The following is a 20,618-nucleotide window of genomic DNA, read 5'->3' on the forward strand; positions in this document are numbered from 1 at the left end:
TGCATGGGAGGACGGCTGGCGCTGGTGGTGGGGTCGGAGTGTGCGGCGTTGGGGGAGTTGGGGTTCGCCGGGGAGCTGGCGGTCGAGTTGGAGGGGCAGCTGCGCGGGGCGGGGGAGTGGGGAGCGGCTACGGGAGCGGCGGGGGCGGTGGTCAATCCGACCGCGGCGCAATTGGTCAAGGCGATCGACGAGGCGTTTGCGACGGCCTCGGCGCAGCAGGCCACGCTGCTGGTCGCGTTCGTGGGGCACGGTGCGGCGATCGGGGATGGGGATTTCTTTCTGCTGGCGCATGATTCGCCTGCGGTGCCCAACTCGCAGAATGCGTTTCACTTGGCGCAGGGGATTCGGGAGCGGATCGGCACGTCGGCACTGGATGGGCTGATCGTGCTGATCGATGCGTGTGAGACGGGGCAGGGGGTGCAGGGGGCGGCGCGGCGGTGGGCGGATCTGCTCGCCCGGTCGTACGGGCGAATGGAGATGCTGGTCGCCGCGGACGAGGATGCGGCGTTCGGGGGGTGTTTTACCCGGACCCTGCTCGAGACGTTCGAGCGCGGGTTGCCGTTGCGGGGGGAGAATCTGCTGCCCGGGGATCTGATCGCACCGATCGCACACACGTGCCGGTATCAATTCCCGCAGCATCTGTCGTTCACGGCGGGCGTGCTCTCGACCGCTCCCGGCAGCGATCCCGGCCTCTGGTTGGTGCCGAACAATGCCCGCCGGCGGGACGCGTTGACCGGCCGTCCGGCGGCGGGGCTGGTGGATCAGCTCACGCGGAGTCTGCTGCTCACCGACACCATCAGGGAACGTCTGACCGACATCGTGGAGTCGGGTGGGCATCGGCTTCGAGCGGTCGTCGGCCCCGCGGGTTCCGGGAAATCGACGTTGATGGCGTTGCTGATTCGTCCGAGTTTGTCCGACGGGGTGCCGATCTCACCCGAATATGTCACGGCGGCAATCTTTCTCACCGCGCACAGTGCCATCGAGACGGTCGCCGCCGAGCTGGCGGCGCAACTGTGCGACCGGTTGCCCGGCTTCGCCGACGCCCGTGCCGCGGTCCGGCAGCGCGCCGACGCCGAGGGCAGGGAAGGCGATGTCTTCGATCTCGAGGTCTGCCTGCCGCTGGCGCAGGTGCGCCGGCCGGGAACCCGGGTCACCATCGTGGTCGATGGCCTGGACCAGCCCGAGGAAGGCAGCAGGTGGCTATTGGTCACCGCGATCCGAATCCTGACCTCTCGCGACGACCTCGGGCACGTGCGGGTCATCGCCGGAATCCGGGAGGGAACCGGCGTGGAGCGCGATCCCGGGCTCGCGCACATGCACCGCATCGCCCTTGCCGCGCCGACCGGTGCCGAGTTCGCGGCCATCGTCCAGGCCGGCCGGGTACGGCCGCCGTTCGGTTCGGCGGCGTGGGATGGCGACGTAGTCACTCTGGGGCCGGAGAACCGACCCGGCGTCGGCGCCGACGCGGGTGGCTGGCTGCTGGCCCGGCTGCTGGTCGAGAGCGAGGCGACCCTCGCCGAGGCGGCGCAGCCGTTCGACATGGAGCTGAATGCCGTTGTCGCGCGGCGGGTCCGGCACGCGATGGCGACACCGATCACCGAGGTCGCGAGCGCGATCGGTCCGCTGCTCGCCGTGCTGGTCGCCGCCGGGGCGGGCCCGGTGTTACCGCTCGAGCTGCTGTGCGGCGCGATGTCGTCGTTTCAGGAGGACCTGAGTGCGGCCCGCATTCGTGACATCGCGGTGAGCCTGGGCGCGCTGATCACCCGCAGCCGACCCGGCACGGCGCGGGAATCATTGGGCATCGCCCACAACGCGCTGCTTCCGGCACTGGCGACCGAGGTCGCCCGGTCCGGCGTCCGGCTGGCGGACGCGCACCGCGCGATCATCGCGGCAGCGACCGAGAGCACCGGCGCCGAGGCGGCCGAATACGCGCGCGGATCGCTCGCCCGCCATCAGCTCGAGTGCCGGGACGGCGGGTAGGCCGAGGAGCGTATCAAGCCGTCCACTTCCCCCGAACACCGTCGAAGACCTGCGCCGCCGGATCCGCGGTGATCTTGTCGGAATCCGTGTCGTAGTCGTACAACTCGGCATAGCGACCCCAGTCGATGGCGATATCCAGTTGCCGCCGAGCGTCTTCCGGGCCGAAGCCGCGGCGTAGCAGGTCGAGGAAGAAACCGGCGCGCAGGCTTCCGTCGGAGCTGCCGGCCAGACCCTTGCAGATGGTGCGGACCAGCGGTGCGCGGTGGCGGGCCTGCTCGGCGAAGATGCGCTTGCTCTCCTGGATATCGGCGGTGGTGAAGCGGATGCCGATGTCGGTGAGCAGCACGTCGCCGTCCTCGACGGTGATGAAGCCGAGCATCTCGGCGGCGTCGACGAGCGGGAGCAGGTCGTCGATCTCGAAGTTGAGTTCGTCGGCGATGTCGGGCAGGTCGGCCCGGCCGTCGGTGGTGTAGACGAGTTCGACGAGGCCGGCCAGGCCGCCGACGGAGGCATCGGGCAGCGGCTGGGCGGTGGGGGTCGCCTTGTCCGGTTCGGTGACGACGGGTTCGTCGTCGCGGCCGGTGAGCAGTCCGTAGATCTGGTCGACCATGGCCTCGAACCACGGTGCCCGCCGATCGCGCGGACGGGCTTGCGGGACAGGGATTTCGGCGATGATGCGGCCGGGGTTCGAGCCGAGTACGAGCACCCGGTCGGCCAGCTGCACGGCCTCCTCGATGTTGTGCGTGACGACGCAGATCGCCTTGGTGGGGAAACCGTCGGTGGCCCACAGGTTCACGAGTTCGGTGCGCAGGTTCTCCGCGGTGAGCACATCGAGCGCGGAGAACGGTTCATCCATCAGCAACAGGTCCGGTTCCAGAACCAGGGCGCGGGCGAAGCCGACCCGCTGGCGCATGCCGCCGGAAAGTTCCTTGGGATAGGCGGATTCGAAACCGTCGAGGCCGATCATGTCGATGGCGGCCAGCGCGCGCTGCTTCCGCTCGGCCGGCGCCACGTTGCGCGCGGCGAGGCCGAGCTCGACATTGTCCTGCACGGTGAGCCACGGCATCAGCGCGAACGACTGGAACACCAGCGCGGCACCGGGATTGCTGCCGTTGAGCGGGGTGCCGCGGTAGGTGACCTCGCCGTCGGACGGCGCGATGAGCCCGGCGATGATGCGCAGCAGGGTGGACTTGCCGGAGCCGGAACGGCCGAGCAGCGCGACGATCTCGCCGCTGCGCAGCTGCAGGTCGATGCCGTCGAGCACCCGTAGCTCGTCGCCGGCCGCGCCGGTGAATCGCTTGCCGACTCCCGAGATGTCCAGCAGCACATCGCGGTTGGCCTCGGTGGTGGTCACGGTCATGATCGGTCTCCCGTCGAACGAGTGGAGAAGGAGCGGGCGTTCACAGCGAGTACCGCCGTTCGGCCAGTGCGTAGAGCCGCCGCCAGAACAGCCGGTTGATGCCGACCACATAAATGCTCATGACCAGTACGCCGATCAGGATTCGTGGTGAGTCACCGACCGTGGTCGCCTCGTGGATGTAGGAGCCGAGCCCGGCCGCCACCAGCGTGGTCGAGCCGTAGTCGACCACCTCGGAGACGATGGACGCGTTCCAGGCGCCACCGGCCGCGGTGATCCCGCCGGTCACATAGCTGGGGAAGATGGCGGGCAGGATCAGCCTGCGCCACCACAGTTTTCGCGGCAGTTGCAGGTTGTCGGCGGCCTCGCGCAGATCGGTGGGCACCGCGCTCGCGCCGGCGATGACGTTGAACAGGATGTACCACTGCGCGCCGAGCGCCATCAGAATGGTGCCCGCCCAGTTCAAACTGGCTCCGCTCCACACCAATACCGCGGTGATGAACGGGAACAGGAAGTTCGCCGGGAAGCTGGCCAGCACCTGCACCACCGGCTGCGCGAGCCGGGACACCCTGGGGTTCAACCCGATCCACACGCCGATCGGCACCCACACGAGCGTGGCGAACACGAGCAGCACCAGCACGCGCAGCAGGGTCAGGAAGCCGAGCCCGAACGCGTGCCCGACCTCGCCGAAGCCGGCGGTGGACTCGATGTAGCCGACCACCCGATACCCGCCGTAGGCGACCGCCGCCGCGACCACCGCGGCGAACACCAGATCACCCGCGCGCCGCCGGACCGGCGAGGCATGCAGCGGATATTCGGCCAGCCCGAACACGCTCATCACCCGATCCAGCGGCGACACCAGCGGGCCGAACACCTTGCCGAGCAACAGCGGAATGTGCGAGCGGCGCAACAGATCCAGCAGCACGCTGCGCGGCGCGTCGGCCGCACCGGTGTCCTCCACCCGGAACCGCTCCGCCCACGCGGTGAGCGGCCGCCAGAACAGGAAGTTCACCCCGACCACCAGCACAATCATCACGCCGATCGCGATGAACACCTTGCCGAGGTCGCCGTCCGCGGTGGCCGTCGCGACGTAGGAGCCGATGCCGGGCAACGCGTATTCGTGGTTGTTCACGCTGATCGCCTCGGACGCGACCAGGAAGAACCAGCCGCCGCCGAAGCTCATCATCCCGTTCCAGACCAGCGGGATCATTCCGCTCGGCACGTCGACGCGCCAAAACCGTTGCCAGCGTGACAGTCTCAGGTTGCGCGCGGCCTCGTCCAGCTCGCGCGGCTGCGCGGCCAGGCTGTGGTAGAAGGCGAACGCCATGTTCCACGCCTGCGAGGTGAAAATCGCGAAGATGGAGGCACTTTCGAGCCCGAGCTGGGAGCCGGGGAACAGTGCGATGAACCCGGCGACGGTGATCGACAGGAAGCCGAGGATCGGCACCGACTGCAGGATGTCGAGCAGCGGCAGCAGCACGGTGCGGGCCCGCCGCAGCCGCGCCGCCGCGGTCGCGTAGACGAAGGTGAACAGGATCGACAACCCGAGTGCGGCGAACATGCGCAGGAGCGAGCGGGCCGCGTAGTAGGGCAGCTGATCCGGATCGGTTGACACCGTGGCCGGTGCGTCGGCTTGGTCGAACGGCACGTTGGCGCTCGCCGAGACCCGGACGACCAGCCAGATCAGCACGGCCGCGCCGACGAACACCACGACGTCGGCGAATCGGTTGCGCGGCCGGTCGAGCGCGCTGCCGACCGGGTAGGAACGAAGCAGTGTCATGCCTGCGGGCCCTTCACATCCGAGGTGGCGATGTGCCAACCGACGCTGGTCACCGACGGCTCCAGGCTGAGCCGGCTCACCGCCGACTCCATCTGGCGATCGTCGCGCTGGTCGCCGAACAGTTCGGCGCGCACCTCGACCCGGCCCGGCGTGCCGGTGTTCGCGCTGGAGATCGAGATCAGCTGAAAGTCCGTGCGGGTCAACGCCTGGACGAGCAGGGCGCGCACGTGCGCCTCGTTGTCGTCGTTGGTCACGGCGGTGAACGCGTAGGACGCGGGCTGTTCGTGCCCGGCCTCGGGCTGCTTGTCCACGGCCCGTCCGGCGGCGCGCAGCGCGACGTTGACGCCGACCACCGCGACCGTGCCCGCCGCCGCGGTGCTGTACATCCCGGCGCCGGCCAGCGCGCCGACCGCCGCCGCGCACCACAGGGTGGCCGCGGTGTTGAGGCCGCGCACGTTGAGTCCGTCGCGGATGATCACGCCGGCGCCGAGGAAGCCGATGCCGGAGACGATCTGCGCGGCGACCCGGGTCGGGTCGGCGTCGCCGCCGGAGAAACCGTGGGCCGACAGCAGCACGAACAGTGTGGCGCCCGCGGCGACCAGCGCGTTGGTGCGGAGTCCCGCCATCCGGGCTCGGTATTGCCGCTCGAAGCCGATGGCCGCGCCGAAGCCGACCCCGGCGAGCAGCCGCAGGATCATCTCCACTGTTGTCATGACCGCACTCCCTGAACAATCGTCAGCGCACCGTCGAGAACAGCAGGTTACGGGGCTTTTCCCGAAATGAAATCGGCTGTTGAGGTGTCACCGGGTGAATACTTGGCAAACGAGGGATACGGATAATTACCGCCGGGCATCCGGCTCACCTCCTTCGTCCATCGGCGCACGGCAAATACCGCACGGTACGTACGTGATCGTTGCAGAGCGCAGCAGTGGAATCCGGCAAAAACGCCGGTAAAGCACTTCTCCTCGTAAGACCTTTGGCACTTCACGGCGTAAACCCGGGGACCGGGAGCCAATCGGGATCACCCCTTAAGCCGGGGAGATCTGTCCTGACCCGGGGCGTCTCTCGACGTTCGGGGTCGCTGGCCTGTTTCCGTGAAGGAGCCTCAGCGAACGATCGGCACCTTGCGCTGGTCAGTAAACACCCGAACGGAAGCATTGGCAACCCGGATGTGATCGCGGTCGCATCCGGCGCCGAATTGCGTTGTGCCCGAGCCCTGCTCGCGACCGGTCAGGATTTGTACAGCGAGCGGTACGCGGTGATCACCGCGACGCAGTGGTCGATGATCTCGTCACGGGTGGCCCGCAGCGAGCCGTTGAGCCAGGCGGAGAACATGCCCGCGTTGCCGCTGGCCATGGTGACCGCCGCCAGCCTGCGCTTGACCGGATCGTCGATGTGGGCGAACAGGTGATCCTGCATGAGCCGGGTGAACACCGGCATCACCGAGATGGTGGTCTGGCCGAGGCCGGTGCTGGAGTACGGCTCGACCAGGAACAGCCGGGATTTGCGCGGATCGTCCAGCACCTTGTCCACCAGGATCCGGGCCAGTTCGCGGTCCCGGGTCGGCTCGTCGGTCGCGGCGAACGCGGTCATCGGTTGCAGGAATTCCTCGGCGACCTGCCGGTAGAGCACGTCCAGCAGCTCGTCGCGGCTGGTGAAGCTCTCGTAAAAGTACCGGTCGGTGAGGTTGGCCCGGCGGCAGACCGCGCGCATGGTCACCCCGCTGGCGCCGGCCTCGCCGATCAGATCCAGCGCGGCCTCGAGTAGCGCGGTGCGGCGTGCCTCCCTGCGCTCGGTGAGGGTCGTGCCGCCCCAGATCCGTGGGCCCGCGTCGTCGTCTGCTTCCTGGCCTGATTGCACCGCACCAGACTAGTGCCTGGTCGGCGAAGAGCCCGACGACCTGCTGATCGCCGGGCTCGGTTCGCGTCGCGGGCGGTTGCCGCTCAGGGCAATACGAGGCAGAGGGGTCCGAGGGGGACGCCGTTGCCGACGGTCGCGGTGGTCGAGACGAACGCGCCGGAATTGTGCACGGCGAACACGGTGTGACTGCCGGGGACCAGCGGCGTCCACTTCGCGGTGACCGTGCCGGAGGACGGGACGGTGATCCAGCCGCCGGGATCGAGGACGCCGGTGGCGTCGAAGAAGCCGACGACGTCGCCGGGAGCGGCGGTGGCGGTAACGATGTAGGAGCAGGACGTGCCGAACGCGGTGGAACTGCCGAAGCTCAGGCCTGGCGCCACTCCGACGGCGGTGACCGCAGCCGGTGCGGCGGGTGCGGTGAGCACCAGCCCCCCGGTGATGGCACCGAAGGCGGTCAGTGCGGCGGCGACGGTTTTCTTCGACCGGTGCATGATGAATCATCTCTCTCGGGCGTGGACAGCGCTGGGTTGCGCGCTTGCTGAGTAGTCTCCGCGCGACGCGAAAGAGACACGCGCGGAATTGGCGGATGGCCCGCGCGCGTCACCCGCCACTTTCCAGCGGCAGTCCGGCATCCCGCCAGGCAACGATGCCGCCGGCCAGGCTGCTCGCGTCGTAACCGGCCTGCTTGGCCCTGGCGGCGAAGCGCAGCGACAGCTCGCCCACCGGGCAGACGAACACCAGCGGTCGCGAGCGCGGGAACGGGACGCCGTGCGCGAACATGTCGTCGAGCTGGTCGTCGCGGATGTTGAGCGCGCCGGGCACGTGCCCGATCCGGTAGGCCATAGAGCCCCGGGTGTCCACGATGGTCGGCTTGCCGGTGCGGTCCAGCTCGGCCAGCTCGGCGGGGGACAGGGTCGGGGTGGCGGCCTGTTCCGTGGCGGTCGGCGAGGGCCGGCGCACTGCGCCATCGAAGAGTTCCGGCCTGCGCTTCTTGATGTAGGACAGGTACGGTTCCAGCCGGTCGCAGACGATGAAGACGGCGACGATCGGTCCGTCCCTCCGCTGCGAAACATCCGCCGCCGCAAGGGTTTGCACCGCCGCCGCGTAGCTGGCTCCGCTGGTCGGTCCGGCCAGGATGCCGTATCCGGTCGCCAGCCGCAGCGTCGCGTCCACCGCGGTCCCGGCCTCGACGGTCACGATGTCGTCGTAGAAGTCGGCTTGGAACAGGCCGACATCCCACATCTCGCTCTCCGAGCGGATCCCGGGGATGAAGTCGGCCCGATCGGAAACCACCGCGACGGTGCGTAATTCGGGATTGTGCTTGCGCAGATAGGTGGCGGTTCCCCTGGTCGAACCGGTGGTGCCGAGGCCGCCGATCAGGTAGTCGACCCGGTTGATGCCGTCGGCGGCCAGGTCCTCGTGGATCTCCCGGCCGGTGCCGTGATGGTGCGCCTCGATGTTCTTCTCGTTGGTGTACTGCGACGGGTGATAGTAGGCGTCCGGTTGCTGGGCCATGGTCGCCTCGATCACCGAGTACACGTCGTTCGGCGTGGTCGGGTCTGGGCATTCGGACAGCCCGGGCAGCTCGACGATCTCGGTGCCCAACAGCTGCAACAGATCTCGCACCTCGGTGACTTTGATCCGGTTGGTCACCGCGCGCAATCCGATGCCGTGCAGCGCGCCGAGAATCCGCAACGCCTTCGCGGTGTTGCCGCTGGACGCCTCGATGAACGTCTGCCCGCCCGCCGCGATGGCATCGAGTTCGTCGCGGATCATGCCCCACGCCACCCGGTCCTTCACCGAACCGAAGGGGTTGCAGGACTCCAGCTTCGCGTACAACTCGATGTTCGGCAGGCCGTGCACCGCGGGGTCGAGTCGCAGCAGGGGAGTGTTGCCGATGAGTTCGGTGATGTGGTCGTAGCGCATCAGGACGCCTCGGTGGGTACGCGCGGGGCGCGCAGTGCTGCGGCGCGGTGCTCGATCGCCGGTTCCGGTAGGTACTCGGCATCGCGGCACACCTGGAAGTCGTTGCCGCGGCGCGCGACCGCGAGCTTGATCGGCGGCGGCCGCATGGAGGCCGTCGCCGCGGACAGATCCATGTGATAGGCGCCGGTGTTCGGGAACACCACCGGATCGCCGGGGCCGGGCAGATTCGGCAGCCACACTTTGTGATTGGTGATCAGGTCACGCTCCAGGCAGAGTCGTCCGGCGAAATACACACCGGCGGGCGAGGTTTCGTCCGGTTCCCGCCGCGGCAGGATGATCGGATCGACCATCACCTCCTGATCGGCCGGCGTCACCGAGTCGCGGCTCAGATCGAGATTGACCAGCACGGTGCCGTCGGCGAGTTCCTTGACGAAGTCGACCGTCGCCACCGTCACCCCCGCGTGATCGACCAGCGCCTTGCCCGGTTCCAGCCACAGCTCGAGCAGGTTGTCCGAGATCACCTCGGCGACGCTGCGCCCACCGTGCCGTTCCAGCGGGGTGGTGAACAGGTCGTCGAGCATCCTGGTCGGCGCCATCGTGTTGGCGTACTTGTGGAACACCGGGATCCCGTGCACCGCACCGCCGGCGACGTGATACCCGAAGGTATTGCTGCCCCAGCTCATCGGCTCCCCCCGGCCGAGCAGCGACTCGCGCAGCGCGTGCACGTAGGCGTCGAACCGATCGGCGTCCGCGGTGAACACCTGGCGATACCCGCCGCCGATATCGAGTACCGACGGCGTCAGCCCGTGGCCGTAGGCCCGCTCTACCAGCGTCAGGCAGGCGTCGATCGCGCGGACCCGTTCCCCCGTGTCACCGGAGTCGAGGTGAAACGCGAACCCGAGGAACGTGATTCGGTCGCGATGGGCCCGCAGCAGCTCGAAGGCGCGTTCGACGTGACCGAGCGGCACGCCGAACCGGCTCACCTGCGCCGCCTCGAATCCCGAAATGCGCAGCAGCACCGGCACGTCGGTGCGACCTCCGGCCAGCTCCGGGATGCGCGCCAGCTCCCACAGGTTGTCCACGTTGATCGTGATGCCGCGCTCGATCAGATCCCGCAGGAACGCCTCGCCTTTCGGTCCGGTCACCTCGATCCGCTCGGTCCCGAACCCGGCGGCGACCGCGCTCGCCACCTCCTGCGGCGAGGCGGCGTCGATGGCGATCCCGGCCCGCGCGGCGGTCCGCACGAACGCCGGGGACTGATTCGCCTTGTGCGCGTAGCAGATTCGATACCTGCCCGGCAGCCGATCGAGCACCGAGCGGAACTGCGCGAGGTTCTCCGCGTACACCTGCGGAAACACCAGGTGCACCGGCGAACCGAACCGATCCAGCGCCGCCGCCACGGCGCCCGGGGTATCGAGGAAGGCGCGCACCAGCGGATCGAGCTTCGCGGGCAGCGCCGGTGTCGGTGCCGTCATACCGCGGTTTCCGACGGCTGGGCGGCCGGCGCGTCCGCGGCGGCGGTCTCCGGTCGCTCGGCGACCGGGTTGTAACCGCCGTCCCGGATGGCCTCGAAGGCCCTGGCCCGGTTGCGCGGACTGCGGAACTCGGCGACCACCCGCTTGCTGAGCAGATCGATCTCCACCACCCGGATGTCCATCGACTCCAGCACCCCGCCGATCGTGCGGACACAGTGCTTGCAGGTCATATCCGGCACGTAGAACACCTGATCCTCGGCCGTTGCCGCCCGGTCGGCGGTGTCGCCGTCCAGCTCAGCGCTCACCTCGACGAGGTCGCAGCGCCCGGCGACCTGGGCGAACACCGCGACGAACTGATCGACCACCACCGGCAGGATGCTGTAGTGCCCGCCGCCGAGGTGATGCGGCATCGCGGCCAGGCAGGCCGGCCTGGTCCCGGCCGGCAGCAGCGCGTACTGGCGGGAGATGAGGTCGAGGTCGTCGTGGTACTTGGCCAGCGCCGCCGGGATGCTGAGCCCTTCGACGTGGGTCGCGCGGCGCATCACCGTGTGCGCGTCGGAGATCGTGGCGTCCTTCATCGCGCGCAGCGTCGCCACGGTTTCGGCGGAGTAGCGCACCGTGCCGTCGGGCTGCGCGATCAGCGTCACCGGAATCATCCCGCGCCGGTAGGTGGACGCCTGCAACTCCCAGTACCAGCGCGTGGCGACGGCCGAGAAGAGCCCGGATTCATGCATGCCCAGGGCGAATTCGGCCGCGCTGCGATACGGGGTCTGCCGGGCCAGCAGTGCGTGCTGGGCCAGCGCCCGGCCGGCCGCCTCGATCCCGACGCGGAAGATGTCCATCGGCTCGTGATCGGTGGTGGTGCCGTCCAATATCGCGTGCTCGCGCGGTCCCAGCGCGGAAATGCGTTCGGTGAACGCGGTATTCGCGCCGAGCGCGTGCCACAGCGCGAGCACGGTCTCACGCATGGCGATCGGGATCAGCGGGCCGAGGCCGTCGGCGCGATAGTGACCGGTGTTGGGCACGCCGTCGCTGTCGGTCCAGGTGATCCGGTGCGTGGCGCTGGTGACCTGGTACGGCCGGCACGGCCGCATGAACCGCTCCAGGTACAGCCGCTGCGAGTAGGTGAGGTGACTGTTCGGCTCGGTATGCAGTGCGGTGCAGGTGAATTCGAACCTGCGCCGGTCGGGGACGGGCACCGGCGCCGCGAACAGACCCGGCTGTGCCAGTCCGGCGAGCACCCGGGACGCGGCTCGCCGGTCGTAGCGCGGGGTGTCCATGGTCATCTGACCTCCTCGGCAATCGTCTTGACGCACTGGGTGAATCGGTCGATCTCGTCGGCGGTGTTGTAGATGTGCGTGCTGACCCGGACCGAATCGTCGGCGTCGGCGAGCAGTTCGCCGACGGCGCTGTCCTTGACCGCGACCGTGCAGTGCAGTCCGGTACGAACCAGGAAGCCCAGTTCGCTCAACACGAATCCGAGGTCGGTGGCGGAGATGCCGTCGAGGGTGAAGGAGGTGATGCCGTAGCCCACCGCGCTCGGCGCGTGGGCAGGCCCGGGCAGGAAGTCCAGGCCGCGGATCGACCGTAGACCGTCGATGAGGCGCAGGGTCAGCTCGCGGTTGTGCTCCTCGATGGCGCCGATATCGAAGGACTCCAGTACTTCCAGCGCGCTGCCGAGCGCGAGTATGCCCGGAATATTGTGCGTGCCGCCCTCCAGCAGCGCGGGCATCGCCGCCGGGATCAGTCCAGCCTCGCTCACCAGCACCCCCGAGTTGCCGCCGGGCAGGAATGGCACCAGACTAGCGTGGACTCGCCTGTGGCAGTACAGGATTCCGGTTCCCGGCGCGCCGAACATCTTGTGCGCGGCGAAGATCGCGAAATCCGCGCCGAGTTCGGTCACGTCCACCGGCACGTGCCCGCCGCTCTGGCTACAGTCGAAGCACAGCAGAATCGCCGGGTCGAGCCGCCCGCGCAGGGACGCGAGGGTGGTCAGGCCACCGTAGACGTGGTGCAGGTGGCTGGTGGTGATCAAGCGGGTTCGCGGGGTGATCTTGGCGAGGATGTCGGCGGTGTCGGCCTCGCCGTCACGGGTCACCCGGTAGGGGACCAGCTCGATCCGGCGCCCGAACCGGGCCAGCAGGCCGCGCAGGTGATACCAGGGATGCACGTTGGACGCGTGATCGGCTGGGCTGTACAGGATTTCGTCGCCGTCCTCCAGCGCGGCCAGACCCCAGGACAGGGTGACGGCATTGAGCGCCGCGGTCGCGCCACCGGTGAAGACCACCTCGTCCGGATGCCGCGCGCCGATGAACGCCGCAGTGCGCTCGCGGATCCGGCTCAGCCGGCTGGTGAGGCTGGTCGCCCACGGATAGGTGCCGCGTCCGGCATTGGCGGTGCGCGAGCTGTGATAACGATGAATGGTCTCGATGACCGGCAACGGCTTCTGCGTGGTCGCGGCGCTGTCCAGATAGATTTCGGTGGATTCGGCGAGTGCGGGGAAGAGCCTTCGAATGTCCGCCGGGGCCGGTGTGCGCGAAAAATGGGCACTCGAGGCATGGGATCGCAACGTGACGCTCCCTCCGCAAAACCCGTTCACAAGGTGCGTTGGACGCCACCCACGATACGCACTTTTACCGGCCTCTTCGAAGGTTATCGAGGGCAACGGCATTCACCCACTAGGGTGGAGGCCATGGCATTGACCTTGAAAGAGCGTCAAGAGTTCCTCGCCCAGCCGCACGTCGCGGCGTTGTCGGTGGCCGGTGGTGCCGGCCGGGGCCCGCTATCGGTACCCATCTGGTACCAGTACCGGCCCGGATCCGAGCCGTGGCTGATGACCGGGGCGGACTCCCGGAAACTCCGTTCGATCAAGGAGGCCGGGCGTTTCACCCTGCTGGTGCAGCGCACCGAACCGACCACTCGGTACGTATCGGTCGAGGGCCCGGTGTCCAAGATCGTTCCGCTGACCGATGAACTGCACGTGGAGATGGTCGAGCGCTACTTGAGCGGCGACGCCGTCGACAACTACCTGAAGCAGGCGGCCGGCTTCGGCGATCAGGTCGTGGTGTATCTGCGACCCGAGCACTGGCTCTCGGCCGACCTCGGCAGCGCCTAGCGGCCCGCCGGGCTCAGTACTTGCCCTGGAGGTACTCGACCAGGTGCTGACGCTCGGTGGCCAGCTCGGAGATCGCGCTCTTCACCACATCGCCGATGCTGACGATGCCGATCAACCGGCCCTGGTCGACCACGGGCAGATGCCGAATCCGGTGCTCGGTCATCGTGTTTCGTAGTCCGTCGACCCGGTCGTCGGGTGCGCAGGTGCGCACGTCGGTGGTCATGATCTCCGACACCGGGGTGTCGAGCAGCTCCGCTCCGCGCGCGTGCAGGTTGCGCACCACGTCGCGTTCGGAGATTATCCCGACGATCCCTTCCCCGTCACGTGACACGACAACCGCGCCGATATTGTGTTCGGCCAGCGTGGCCAACAAGCTTCGAATTGTCGTGTCGGGCGCGATCGTGGCGACGTCGCTGCCTTTTCTGCGCAATATCTCGGCTATTCGCATACTTTCACCATCCAGTGTCCGCGGCAGTTTCAGGATCCCAAGGTTGTGCCCTGGTGACCAGCACGAATCCGTTACAGGTCACGCGACGGTCACAACCGGCGGGTGACGCTGTTATCCAGATCGCGGGCGAGCAGCGCGATGGCGGCTTGCGAGATCCCGGCCGAGGTGGCGAGGTCGATGGTGGTGAGCTGGGCGATGCGGCGTAGCCGATAGTCGACGGTATTCGGGTGAACGTACAGCTGACGCGCGGTGAGCTGGCGATTCATATCGTTGCCGAGATACGCGCGCATGGTCTCGAACAGTTCGGCGTGCGCCTCGAGCGGATCGAGGATGGTGGCGATCCGCCGGGTGGCCGGGCCGCCGCGGGTCAGCTGGTACTCCACGGCCAGGTCGGCCATCTCGTAGAGGCCAGGGGGCTTGCCGCCGACCCGCACCAGATTGAGCAATTCGTGTGCCTGGTCGGCGGATTCGGGCACCTCGTCGGTGTCGCTGGCGACCACCGTCGCGGTGAGCGGCACCTCGGCGGCCTCGGCCAGCTGCGCCAGGGTCTCGGCGGTCATGGCGGCCTGCCCGTCGTCGCCGACCGGGATGAGCATGGTGCCGCCCTTGGTGCTGAGCAGCGCCAGCGCGCGGGAGGCGAACACGGTGGCGAGCGCGGATTGCAGCCTGCGTAGCTTGCGGCGGGCCGCGACGTTCGCGTCGACCCGGGAATCGCGCTCGTCCGGATGCTCCGAAAGCGACAGGGCGACTACCTGATACGCGTCCGCGATCGGGATGCCGGCCTGCCGGGCGAGGGCGGAGCTGCCGCGGCCGCTCAGCAGCGCCGAGGCCAGGGTTTGGGCGGCGGTCTGGTGTTCCTTGGCGACGAGATGCTGTTCGTCGACGTAGGCGTCGGCCACGGCGGCGGTGACGGCCTCCAGCAGCTCCAGCATCAGATCGGTGGCGACCAGCAGTTGGTCCACGTCACCCGCCCTGGCGGGTGCGGTGACCAAGCCGAACGCGATGCGCACGCCCTCGTGGTAGCCGCGCAGAATTGTGCTGAGCGGCACGCCTTCTCGGGCCCATTGGGCGGCGGCCTCGCGGACCTCGCCGAATTGTTCGTCGCCGGGAACGGTGCGCCGGTCGAACATTTCGGCGACCAAACCCAGGCAGCTGCGGGTGAGTTTGGTGACGTCGCCGCGCAATTGTTCGCCGGGCAGGGTGCGGCACGGTGCCATGCAGGTGGCGAAATAACCCACCATCCGGGAGGCCACCCGGTCGGTGTTCTGCAACGGCACCGATGCCGGCTGGCCGCCGATTTCGAGTGCCGTGTCGGATGAATCAGCGGGAAGATGCAGCGCGGAGAAGGTCATTCGGGTCGCTCCATTGCCACGTCGGGCGTAATAGAACTGTGCCCGAATCGTTCGGCTCACTATACGAAAGGGTTCTGCGCCGGGGGTGTTATCGGCGAGATCGATGGGAGCCTACGGCATTATCGAGTGACCTATTCGTGACATCGCACGGTACCGGGACGGTGCCGCGCATCCGCGTTATGCTGCATGGAATGTTCGGCAGGTGTGAACATCGATGCGGGCCAACGGATTCGAACGACTACTCGTCGTCGAGGCCGGCGGAGAGGTAGGCGGCCGCGGCCAGCCACTGCCTGCACTGCGGTCCGTGGACCTCGTGCGCGGACAGGATGTCGCGCGCCTGCCGATAGGTGAGGCCGGGTGGTTCGACAGAGCAGTCGGATACCGGAACCGGAGCGGGACATTGCCGCAGAGTCTCGACGCCGGTGCCGATGACGGCGACCCGGCGGGGAGTCCGGAATGGCTGGCTCATTCGACCGCCCCTCGCGTGTGGCGTGTGGGGAAGTTGCTGTGTAGGCGCCGCCGGCTCGAATCTCCCTGCGTACTTCCCCGATATGGGTCCGAGTCTAAGCCTCTGTCGCTTACAGATGCAAGTACATTTGCACTCACGGCGTGGATGAACCCGAGCCGAAATCGAGCGAAACGGCGGTCGTCGCCGACCGCCGTCCGGCTTAGCGATGGGACTACGGTTTGCGAGCTACTCCGCAGTAGGCAGAGATCGGCCTGGTCAGGGCGTTCTCGTCGGAGTCGTTGCGCCACTGGGTAAGTGAAACGAACCCTGGTGCAACGAGTTCGAGCTCGGCGAAGACGCCGCGGATATCGTCCTTGGATCGCGGGGTGTACGGCGCGCCGCCGGTGCCGGAGTAGTTGTCGCAGAGCTTCACGTAGTCGGCGCTGTCGTCGGTGCCGTCCCACAGGGTGAGGTAGCTGCCCGATGGCACGGCGGCCATGATCGTTCGCACGACACGCAGCAGGTCCGCATACGACGCGGCGTGTCCGAGTACTCCCATGAACATCACGCCGACCGGCCGGTCGAAGTTCAATACGTTCTGCGCGTCGGCGACGATGAGTTCGGGATCGTTGAAGTCGGCCTCTATATAGGTGGTGACGCCTTCGCGAGACGTGTTGGTCAACAGGGCCCTTGACTGAACGAGCACCATCGGGTCGTGGTCGACGTAGACGACCTTCGTCTCCGGGGCGATCGCCTGGGCGACCTCGTGGGTGTTCTGCATGGTCGGCAGGCCGGTGCCGATGTCGAGGAACTGGCGCAGGCCGGCCTCGCCGGTGAGGTAGCGGACGGCGCGGATCAGGAACTGCCGCGACTGCCCGGCCATGGTCACGATCTCGGGGTCGATCTCGATGCCCGCGTCGCCCGCGATCCGGTCGATCTCGTAGTAATCGTTACCGCCCATCCAGTAGTTCCAGATGCGCGCCGAGTGCGGAATGTCGGTCCGGATCACGGGGCTGTTGTCCGCTTCTGGCATGGGTGAGGCTCCTCTGGAACGCCGATGCGGGCCTGTGTCGGCGGTACGCACCGGGGGTTGTCGCGAATGACTGATTGATCCGATCTGCCTTGGGACAGTACAAGATTCAACGCTCCAGGATGGTCCTGATCACCTGCTGACCAGTCGGTTCGGTAGGCGAAACGCTCGTGCCTCACATTGCGGACCACGTGGTCCGAATTAGTAGGCGCGCAGTGGCGAACTTCGTGCTATCGTCCAAACTGTTGGTGCAAATGCAAGAACGTTTGAGCGTGCATCTGCACGAACTGATTGACACAGTTGGCACAACCGAGGAGTGGGGAACATGTCGGAAACATCCACCAACAAGGTCACCGGCGCATGGCGCAAGAGCACATACAGCAATCCGAGCGGGAACTGCGTCGAGGTCGCCGAGGCGAGCAATGGCCAGGTCGCCATGCGGAACTCCCGCGATCCCGAAGGCGGGGTGCTCTTCTACACCCGGCCGGAAATCGATGCGTTCGTGCGCGGCGCGAAGGCCGGGGAGTTCGACTATCTGACGAGTTGAGCGGTAACATAAGCGATCGGTGCGGTGTGTTTCGCGACAGGTGGTTGTGACACACTGTGGGCAACCCCCGAGTATCGGAGACGAACTCAATGATCGCTGAACCCGACGACGATGGTCAGGTGCATCCTGTTGTCGCGGAACGTGGTCCGACAGTGCTTCGTATCGCACTGGGTGGCCAGTTGCGCAGGCTGCGGGAGGCCAGAGGCATCACCCGAGAGGCGGCGGGCGACGCCATTCGTGGTTCGCACGCCAAGATCAGTCGTCTCGAGTTGGGCCGCACCGGTTTCAAGGAACGCGATATCCGGGACTTGCTGTCGCTATACGGTGTCGACGACATCGAAGAGCGGGAGCGGTTCCTCGATCTGGCCAGGCAGGCAAACGAACCCGGGTGGTGGCATCGCTACAGCGATCTGCTGCCACAGTGGTTCGGTACCTATCTCGGTCTCGAACAGGCAGCGAGCAAGATTCGCACCTACGAGGCGCATCTTGTTCCCGGACTACTGCAGACACCCGAATATGCCAGGGCGGTAGTGGCACTCGGGTACGAGGATGCCGACACCGATCGGCGGGTCCAGGTACGACAGCGCAGGCAAGAAATTCTGCATCGATCGGATCCGCCGATTGTGTGGGCGGTGATCGATGAGGCCGCGCTGCACCGGCCGGTCGGCGGACCTCGGGTGCACCGCGAGCAGATGGAGCACCTGATCAAGCTCGCCGAAATGCCGAACGTCACCGTTCAGGTGTTGCCGTACTCGGCGGGTGAACACGCCGCCGCGGGCAGCTCGTTCAGCATCCTGCGTTTCGCCGAGTCCGAACTGCCGGACATCGTATATCTCGAACACCTCACCAGCGCACTGTATTTGGATCGGCGGCAGGACCTCGCGCTGTACCTATCGGTGATGGATCGATTGAGCGTGCAGGCCGAGCGGCCGGAGAAGTCGATCGAGATCCTCGGGAAGTACGCCGAGGGCTACGGCTACTGACGCCGTGCAGAAGCCGGACCGCCACGCGTCACGAAGCCGGCGCTGGCCCGGGGGGAGTGTTGTTCGGCGCCGGAAGGTTCGAGGAAACCCGGCCGCTGTGCGCGAATCTGCGCAGCCAACCCTGCTACCAGGTGGGTCACGTGACGCCTCGCGGGCTGGGCGATCCTCTGCGTCCTCGGTCACCCGGAAGACGCACTCCCGGTCACTGTCCATGGAGCGGGTAAGTTCGTGCGACGCAGGCCGAATCGGTGGGGGAGGCCACGGTTGGGCCGCACGGATCACCCGGAGCGATCCGCCGCCGACGGCATGGCCGGTGCTACGCTCGGCCGGGCGCTGGGATTCGGCGCCGGGAATGCGCTCGGCGGTTTTGGTCAAATCGCTATGGGCGCAGCGTGATTCAGCGCGAATGCTGATCGATACTGCACGCGCACAAGCGGATTCGGCACCGGTGTGGTCTGATCCGACCCGGGCCCGGTGCACTTCTCGGGCGGCGCTGGGGGATTCGATCCGCATGCCGCGCAACTCGTCGCCGGTGCAGCCGGGTTCGCTGCGGGCGCAGTGCGATTCAACGCGGGGACATCATCAGGTATCACGTGCGCCGGCAGGCGGCCCGATCCGGTTCGGCACCTCGGTGCCTTGTGCCGCAAACCCTGGGCCGGAGGGTAGATCATCGCCAGTGGAGCTAGTCGGCTCAGTGCTTGCGGCACAAGGCAATTCGGCCTTCATCGGGCATCGGGATGCCCGGAAGTCTCACTGCCTGATGAAGCTGGAGGCTATCCGCCAGAACGTCGACGGCTGCATGGTATGGAAGTCCCAGTCGTCGACCACATCGTGCGCCGTGGTCACGATCCGGTCGATATCGAAATCGTGCCGGGTCGCCGCACCCTTGGACTCGACGGCATCGATGACGAACGCGACGGCGGTTTCCCGCGAGTACGCGGTGTTCCTTTGGCCGCTACGGGCCGAGGGTGTGCTCATTTTTGTACCGTTCGCTGGTTTGTCGACCAGTGTGGCGGCGGCTATTCCGAGCCGAGCGCCGGAAAGTGGTTGGTTCATTCGAACGCCCCTGACGTTTGGCGGCGGCGGACCCACGGCGGCTGCGGCCTTCGGCTCGACCATCCGGCCTCCCCTGGTTGTCCCCTGTAAAGCGTTGCGCGACTGAGTTTAGGTCGCTGCACCTTTCATATGCAAGTACATCTGCACGATCGATTTGCAAGCGCACGTGCGGGATTCGGCGTCTGCATGTTTGCTGACACCGTGTACCAATAAGACGATCAGTTCACAAAAAGAACGTCTGTGCTGTAGTGAATCTGGGTACCCGGTTCGACATATCGGTCGGCGGCCGCCCGCATCGCCAGGAAATGGTCGGTGAACCGATGCGCCTCGGCTGCTTCGTCATCGGTATATAGCTGGTAGAGGAAGAATCGATGCGGGTCGAGGCGGTCGGCGCAGACATCGAAGCGCAGGCAACCCGGTTCGTCCCGCAGCGCGGACAGGGCGCTGCGCGAGATGGCGTCGAGGAAGTCGGCGCGCGATCCCTCCCGGATCTTCATGGATACGATGCGGCTGAACAAGGTTGCTCGCTCCTAACGAGAAGGTGAACGTCAATCGGCAAGGGGGGCGGCATCGGCCGAAGTTGCCCGGTCGGCAAGTGTCGCGACGGCGCGATCGATCGACGTGTCGCCGGCGACGAGCTCGAGTGTCATGCGCGCGGTGTGCGGCGCGGGCAGTAGTTCGGCGATGACGGCGGCCACATCGGCCCTGGCGATATCGCCGCGTCCGACCGGCGGCGGGGCCAGCGTGACCAGTCCGGTGCCCGCGGTGTCGACCAGCCGGCCGGGTCGCAGGATGGTCCAGTCCAGCGCGCGCTTGCGCAGATCGTCCTCGGCCTGGGTCTTGGCGTCGATATAGGCGGCCCAGATGTCGTCGCTCCCGGGTGCGGGAGGTTGACCGGCGCCCATCGTGGAGATCTGCACGAAACGCCGCACCCCGGCCTGTTCGGCGGTGTCGGCCAGCCGGACGGAGCCGTCCCGGTCGACCGTGTACTTCCGTTCGGCGCTGCTGCCCGGTCCCGCGCCCGCCGCGAAAACCACTGCGCCCGAACCGGCTACGGCGGCGAGCAACTCGTCCGCGCCGGACCGTTCCAGGTCGAGTACCGCCGGTTCGGCACCGGCCGCGGTCACGTCGGCGGCGTGGTCGGGGTTGCGGATGAGCGACACCACCTGGTCGCCGCGCCGGGTGAGTGCCTCGGCGAGCAGCAGAGCGATCTTGCCGTGTCCGCCTGCGATGACAATGCGCATGGGGTCGGTCCTTTCGA

Annotated in this window: 20 protein-coding genes and 1 riboswitch; of the genes, 4 read left to right on the forward strand and 16 right to left on the reverse strand. The window is 67.4% G+C overall.

Features of this window, described 5'->3' with window-relative positions:
- Positions 1-3 precede the first annotated feature (3 nt).
- Positions 4-1,980, forward strand: a complete 1,977-nt coding sequence (locus ACFQ9K_RS29880) for an ATP-binding protein (protein ID WP_378724420.1) — start codon at positions 4-6, stop codon at positions 1,978-1,980.
- A gap of 13 nt (positions 1,981-1,993) precedes the next feature.
- Here ACFQ9K_RS29880 and ACFQ9K_RS29885 read toward each other — a convergent pair whose 3' ends face one another.
- The 9 genes from ACFQ9K_RS29885 to ACFQ9K_RS29925 form a co-directional block, all read right to left on the reverse strand.
- Positions 1,994-3,340: an AAA-associated domain-containing protein gene (locus ACFQ9K_RS29885; RefSeq protein ID WP_378724418.1), complete on the reverse strand. Its 1,347-nt coding sequence runs from the start codon at positions 3,338-3,340 to the stop codon at positions 1,994-1,996.
- Between the two features lie 40 nt (positions 3,341-3,380).
- Complete coding sequence (locus tag ACFQ9K_RS29890; RefSeq protein WP_378724416.1) at positions 3,381-5,117, reverse strand: ABC transporter permease; 1,737 nt, start codon at positions 5,115-5,117, stop codon at positions 3,381-3,383.
- The gene (locus tag ACFQ9K_RS29895; RefSeq protein WP_378724414.1) at positions 5,114-5,830 is read right to left on the reverse strand and encodes an MgtC/SapB family protein; all 717 of its coding nucleotides are present in this window, start codon (positions 5,828-5,830) and stop codon (positions 5,114-5,116) included. The genes ACFQ9K_RS29890 and ACFQ9K_RS29895 overlap by 4 nt, the downstream gene beginning before the upstream one ends.
- A 241-nt stretch (positions 5,831-6,071) precedes the next feature.
- A riboswitch (M-box (ykoK) riboswitch) is annotated at positions 6,072-6,241 on the reverse strand.
- 106 nt (positions 6,242-6,347) lie between these two features.
- Positions 6,348-6,977, reverse strand: coding sequence for a TetR/AcrR family transcriptional regulator (locus ACFQ9K_RS29900; protein WP_378724412.1), 630 nt, complete (start codon positions 6,975-6,977; stop codon positions 6,348-6,350).
- A gap of 83 nt (positions 6,978-7,060) precedes the next feature.
- Positions 7,061-7,468 (reverse strand): hypothetical protein, encoded by a 408-nt coding sequence (locus ACFQ9K_RS29905; protein WP_378724410.1) that lies wholly within the window; start codon positions 7,466-7,468, stop codon positions 7,061-7,063.
- Positions 7,469-7,577: 109 nt separating this feature from the next.
- Positions 7,578-8,903 (reverse strand): pyridoxal-phosphate dependent enzyme, encoded by a 1,326-nt coding sequence (locus ACFQ9K_RS29910; protein WP_378724408.1) that lies wholly within the window; start codon positions 8,901-8,903, stop codon positions 7,578-7,580.
- Positions 8,903-10,378, reverse strand: coding sequence for an alanine racemase (locus ACFQ9K_RS29915; RefSeq protein ID WP_378724406.1), 1,476 nt, complete (start codon positions 10,376-10,378; stop codon positions 8,903-8,905). The genes ACFQ9K_RS29910 and ACFQ9K_RS29915 overlap by 1 nt, the downstream gene beginning before the upstream one ends.
- Complete coding sequence (locus ACFQ9K_RS29920) at positions 10,375-11,664, reverse strand: heavy-metal-associated domain-containing protein (RefSeq protein WP_378983870.1); 1,290 nt, start codon at positions 11,662-11,664, stop codon at positions 10,375-10,377. The genes ACFQ9K_RS29915 and ACFQ9K_RS29920 overlap by 4 nt, the downstream gene beginning before the upstream one ends.
- Positions 11,661-12,947 (reverse strand): aminotransferase class V-fold PLP-dependent enzyme, encoded by a 1,287-nt coding sequence (locus ACFQ9K_RS29925; protein WP_378719242.1) that lies wholly within the window; start codon positions 12,945-12,947, stop codon positions 11,661-11,663. The genes ACFQ9K_RS29920 and ACFQ9K_RS29925 overlap by 4 nt, the downstream gene beginning before the upstream one ends.
- Before the next feature lie 123 nt (positions 12,948-13,070).
- Here ACFQ9K_RS29925 and ACFQ9K_RS29930 point away from each other — a divergent pair, with 123 nt between their 5' ends.
- The gene (locus ACFQ9K_RS29930; RefSeq protein WP_378719240.1) at positions 13,071-13,493 is read left to right on the forward strand and encodes a pyridoxamine 5'-phosphate oxidase family protein; all 423 of its coding nucleotides are present in this window, start codon (positions 13,071-13,073) and stop codon (positions 13,491-13,493) included.
- 13 nt (positions 13,494-13,506) lie between these two features.
- On the opposite strand, the gene ACFQ9K_RS29935 is transcribed toward ACFQ9K_RS29930, so the two are convergent.
- From ACFQ9K_RS29935 to ACFQ9K_RS29950, 4 genes are all read right to left on the reverse strand, one after another.
- On the reverse strand, positions 13,507-13,941 hold the full coding sequence (locus ACFQ9K_RS29935) for a CBS domain-containing protein (RefSeq protein ID WP_150401599.1): 435 nt from the start codon (positions 13,939-13,941) through the stop codon (positions 13,507-13,509).
- An 89-nt stretch (positions 13,942-14,030) separates the two neighbouring features.
- A complete protein-coding gene (locus ACFQ9K_RS29940; protein ID WP_378719237.1) occupies positions 14,031-15,293 on the reverse strand; it encodes a PucR family transcriptional regulator in 1,263 nt (420 codons plus the stop codon).
- 238 nt (positions 15,294-15,531) lie between these two features.
- Positions 15,532-15,762: a hypothetical protein gene (locus ACFQ9K_RS29945; RefSeq protein WP_378719236.1), complete on the reverse strand. Its 231-nt coding sequence runs from the start codon at positions 15,760-15,762 to the stop codon at positions 15,532-15,534.
- A 211-nt stretch (positions 15,763-15,973) separates the two neighbouring features.
- Positions 15,974-16,774 carry an SAM-dependent methyltransferase gene (locus tag ACFQ9K_RS29950; protein WP_378719234.1) on the reverse strand — a complete coding sequence of 267 codons (801 nt, stop codon included), beginning with the start codon at positions 16,772-16,774 and terminating at the stop codon, positions 15,974-15,976.
- 322 nt (positions 16,775-17,096) lie between these two features.
- On the opposite strand from ACFQ9K_RS29950, the gene ACFQ9K_RS29955 reads away from it, so the two are divergent.
- Positions 17,097-17,318 (forward strand): DUF397 domain-containing protein, encoded by a 222-nt coding sequence (locus tag ACFQ9K_RS29955; RefSeq protein ID WP_378719233.1) that lies wholly within the window; start codon positions 17,097-17,099, stop codon positions 17,316-17,318.
- A gap of 89 nt (positions 17,319-17,407) precedes the next feature.
- On the forward strand, positions 17,408-18,301 hold the full coding sequence (locus tag ACFQ9K_RS29960) for a helix-turn-helix domain-containing protein (RefSeq protein WP_378719231.1): 894 nt from the start codon (positions 17,408-17,410) through the stop codon (positions 18,299-18,301).
- A gap of 750 nt (positions 18,302-19,051) precedes the next feature.
- Here ACFQ9K_RS29960 and ACFQ9K_RS29965 read toward each other — a convergent pair.
- The 3 genes from ACFQ9K_RS29965 to ACFQ9K_RS29975 form a co-directional block, all read right to left on the reverse strand.
- Entirely contained in the window at positions 19,052-19,279 is a 228-nt protein-coding gene (locus ACFQ9K_RS29965; protein WP_223884972.1) for a hypothetical protein, read from the reverse strand.
- Between the two features lie 296 nt (positions 19,280-19,575).
- Positions 19,576-19,854 carry a putative quinol monooxygenase gene (locus tag ACFQ9K_RS29970; protein ID WP_378719229.1) on the reverse strand — a complete coding sequence of 93 codons (279 nt, stop codon included), beginning with the start codon at positions 19,852-19,854 and terminating at the stop codon, positions 19,576-19,578.
- A 51-nt stretch (positions 19,855-19,905) separates the two neighbouring features.
- Entirely contained in the window at positions 19,906-20,601 is a 696-nt protein-coding gene (locus ACFQ9K_RS29975; RefSeq protein ID WP_378719227.1) for an SDR family oxidoreductase, read from the reverse strand.
- Between the last annotated feature and the right edge of the window lie 17 nt (positions 20,602-20,618).

This window comes from Nocardia sp. NPDC056564, assembly GCF_042793755.1.
GTDB lineage: Bacteria > Actinomycetota > Actinomycetes > Mycobacteriales > Mycobacteriaceae > Nocardia.

What these genes read in the sequence shown, in the direction of transcription:
- ACFQ9K_RS29880 (WP_378724420.1), top strand. Translation starts at nt 4, where the DNA reads ATGGGAGGACGGCTGGCGCTGGTGGTGGGGTCGGAGTGTGCGGCGTTG.
- ACFQ9K_RS29885 (WP_378724418.1), bottom strand. Translation starts at nt 3,340, where the DNA reads ATGACCGTGACCACCACCGAGGCCAACCGCGATGTGCTGCTGGACATC.
- ACFQ9K_RS29890 (WP_378724416.1), bottom strand. Translation starts at nt 5,117, where the DNA reads ATGACACTGCTTCGTTCCTACCCGGTCGGCAGCGCGCTCGACCGGCCG.
- ACFQ9K_RS29895 (WP_378724414.1), bottom strand. Translation starts at nt 5,830, where the DNA reads ATGACAACAGTGGAGATGATCCTGCGGCTGCTCGCCGGGGTCGGCTTC.
- ACFQ9K_RS29905 (WP_378724410.1), bottom strand. Translation starts at nt 7,468, where the DNA reads ATGCACCGGTCGAAGAAAACCGTCGCCGCCGCACTGACCGCCTTCGGT.
- ACFQ9K_RS29910 (WP_378724408.1), bottom strand. Translation starts at nt 8,903, where the DNA reads ATGCGCTACGACCACATCACCGAACTCATCGGCAACACTCCCCTGCTG.
- ACFQ9K_RS29915 (WP_378724406.1), bottom strand. Translation starts at nt 10,378, where the DNA reads ATGACGGCACCGACACCGGCGCTGCCCGCGAAGCTCGATCCGCTGGTG.
- ACFQ9K_RS29920 (WP_378983870.1), bottom strand. Translation starts at nt 11,664, where the DNA reads ATGACCATGGACACCCCGCGCTACGACCGGCGAGCCGCGTCCCGGGTG.
- ACFQ9K_RS29930 (WP_378719240.1), top strand. Translation starts at nt 13,071, where the DNA reads ATGGCATTGACCTTGAAAGAGCGTCAAGAGTTCCTCGCCCAGCCGCAC.
- ACFQ9K_RS29935 (WP_150401599.1), bottom strand. Translation starts at nt 13,941, where the DNA reads ATGCGAATAGCCGAGATATTGCGCAGAAAAGGCAGCGACGTCGCCACG.
- ACFQ9K_RS29940 (WP_378719237.1), bottom strand. Translation starts at nt 15,293, where the DNA reads ATGACCTTCTCCGCGCTGCATCTTCCCGCTGATTCATCCGACACGGCA.
- ACFQ9K_RS29945 (WP_378719236.1), bottom strand. Translation starts at nt 15,762, where the DNA reads ATGAGCCAGCCATTCCGGACTCCCCGCCGGGTCGCCGTCATCGGCACC.
- ACFQ9K_RS29950 (WP_378719234.1), bottom strand. Translation starts at nt 16,774, where the DNA reads ATGCCAGAAGCGGACAACAGCCCCGTGATCCGGACCGACATTCCGCAC.
- ACFQ9K_RS29955 (WP_378719233.1), top strand. Translation starts at nt 17,097, where the DNA reads ATGTCGGAAACATCCACCAACAAGGTCACCGGCGCATGGCGCAAGAGC.
- ACFQ9K_RS29960 (WP_378719231.1), top strand. Translation starts at nt 17,408, where the DNA reads ATGATCGCTGAACCCGACGACGATGGTCAGGTGCATCCTGTTGTCGCG.
- ACFQ9K_RS29965 (WP_223884972.1), bottom strand. Translation starts at nt 19,279, where the DNA reads ATGAGCACACCCTCGGCCCGTAGCGGCCAAAGGAACACCGCGTACTCG.
- ACFQ9K_RS29970 (WP_378719229.1), bottom strand. Translation starts at nt 19,854, where the DNA reads ATGAAGATCCGGGAGGGATCGCGCGCCGACTTCCTCGACGCCATCTCG.
- ACFQ9K_RS29975 (WP_378719227.1), bottom strand. Translation starts at nt 20,601, where the DNA reads ATGCGCATTGTCATCGCAGGCGGACACGGCAAGATCGCTCTGCTGCTC.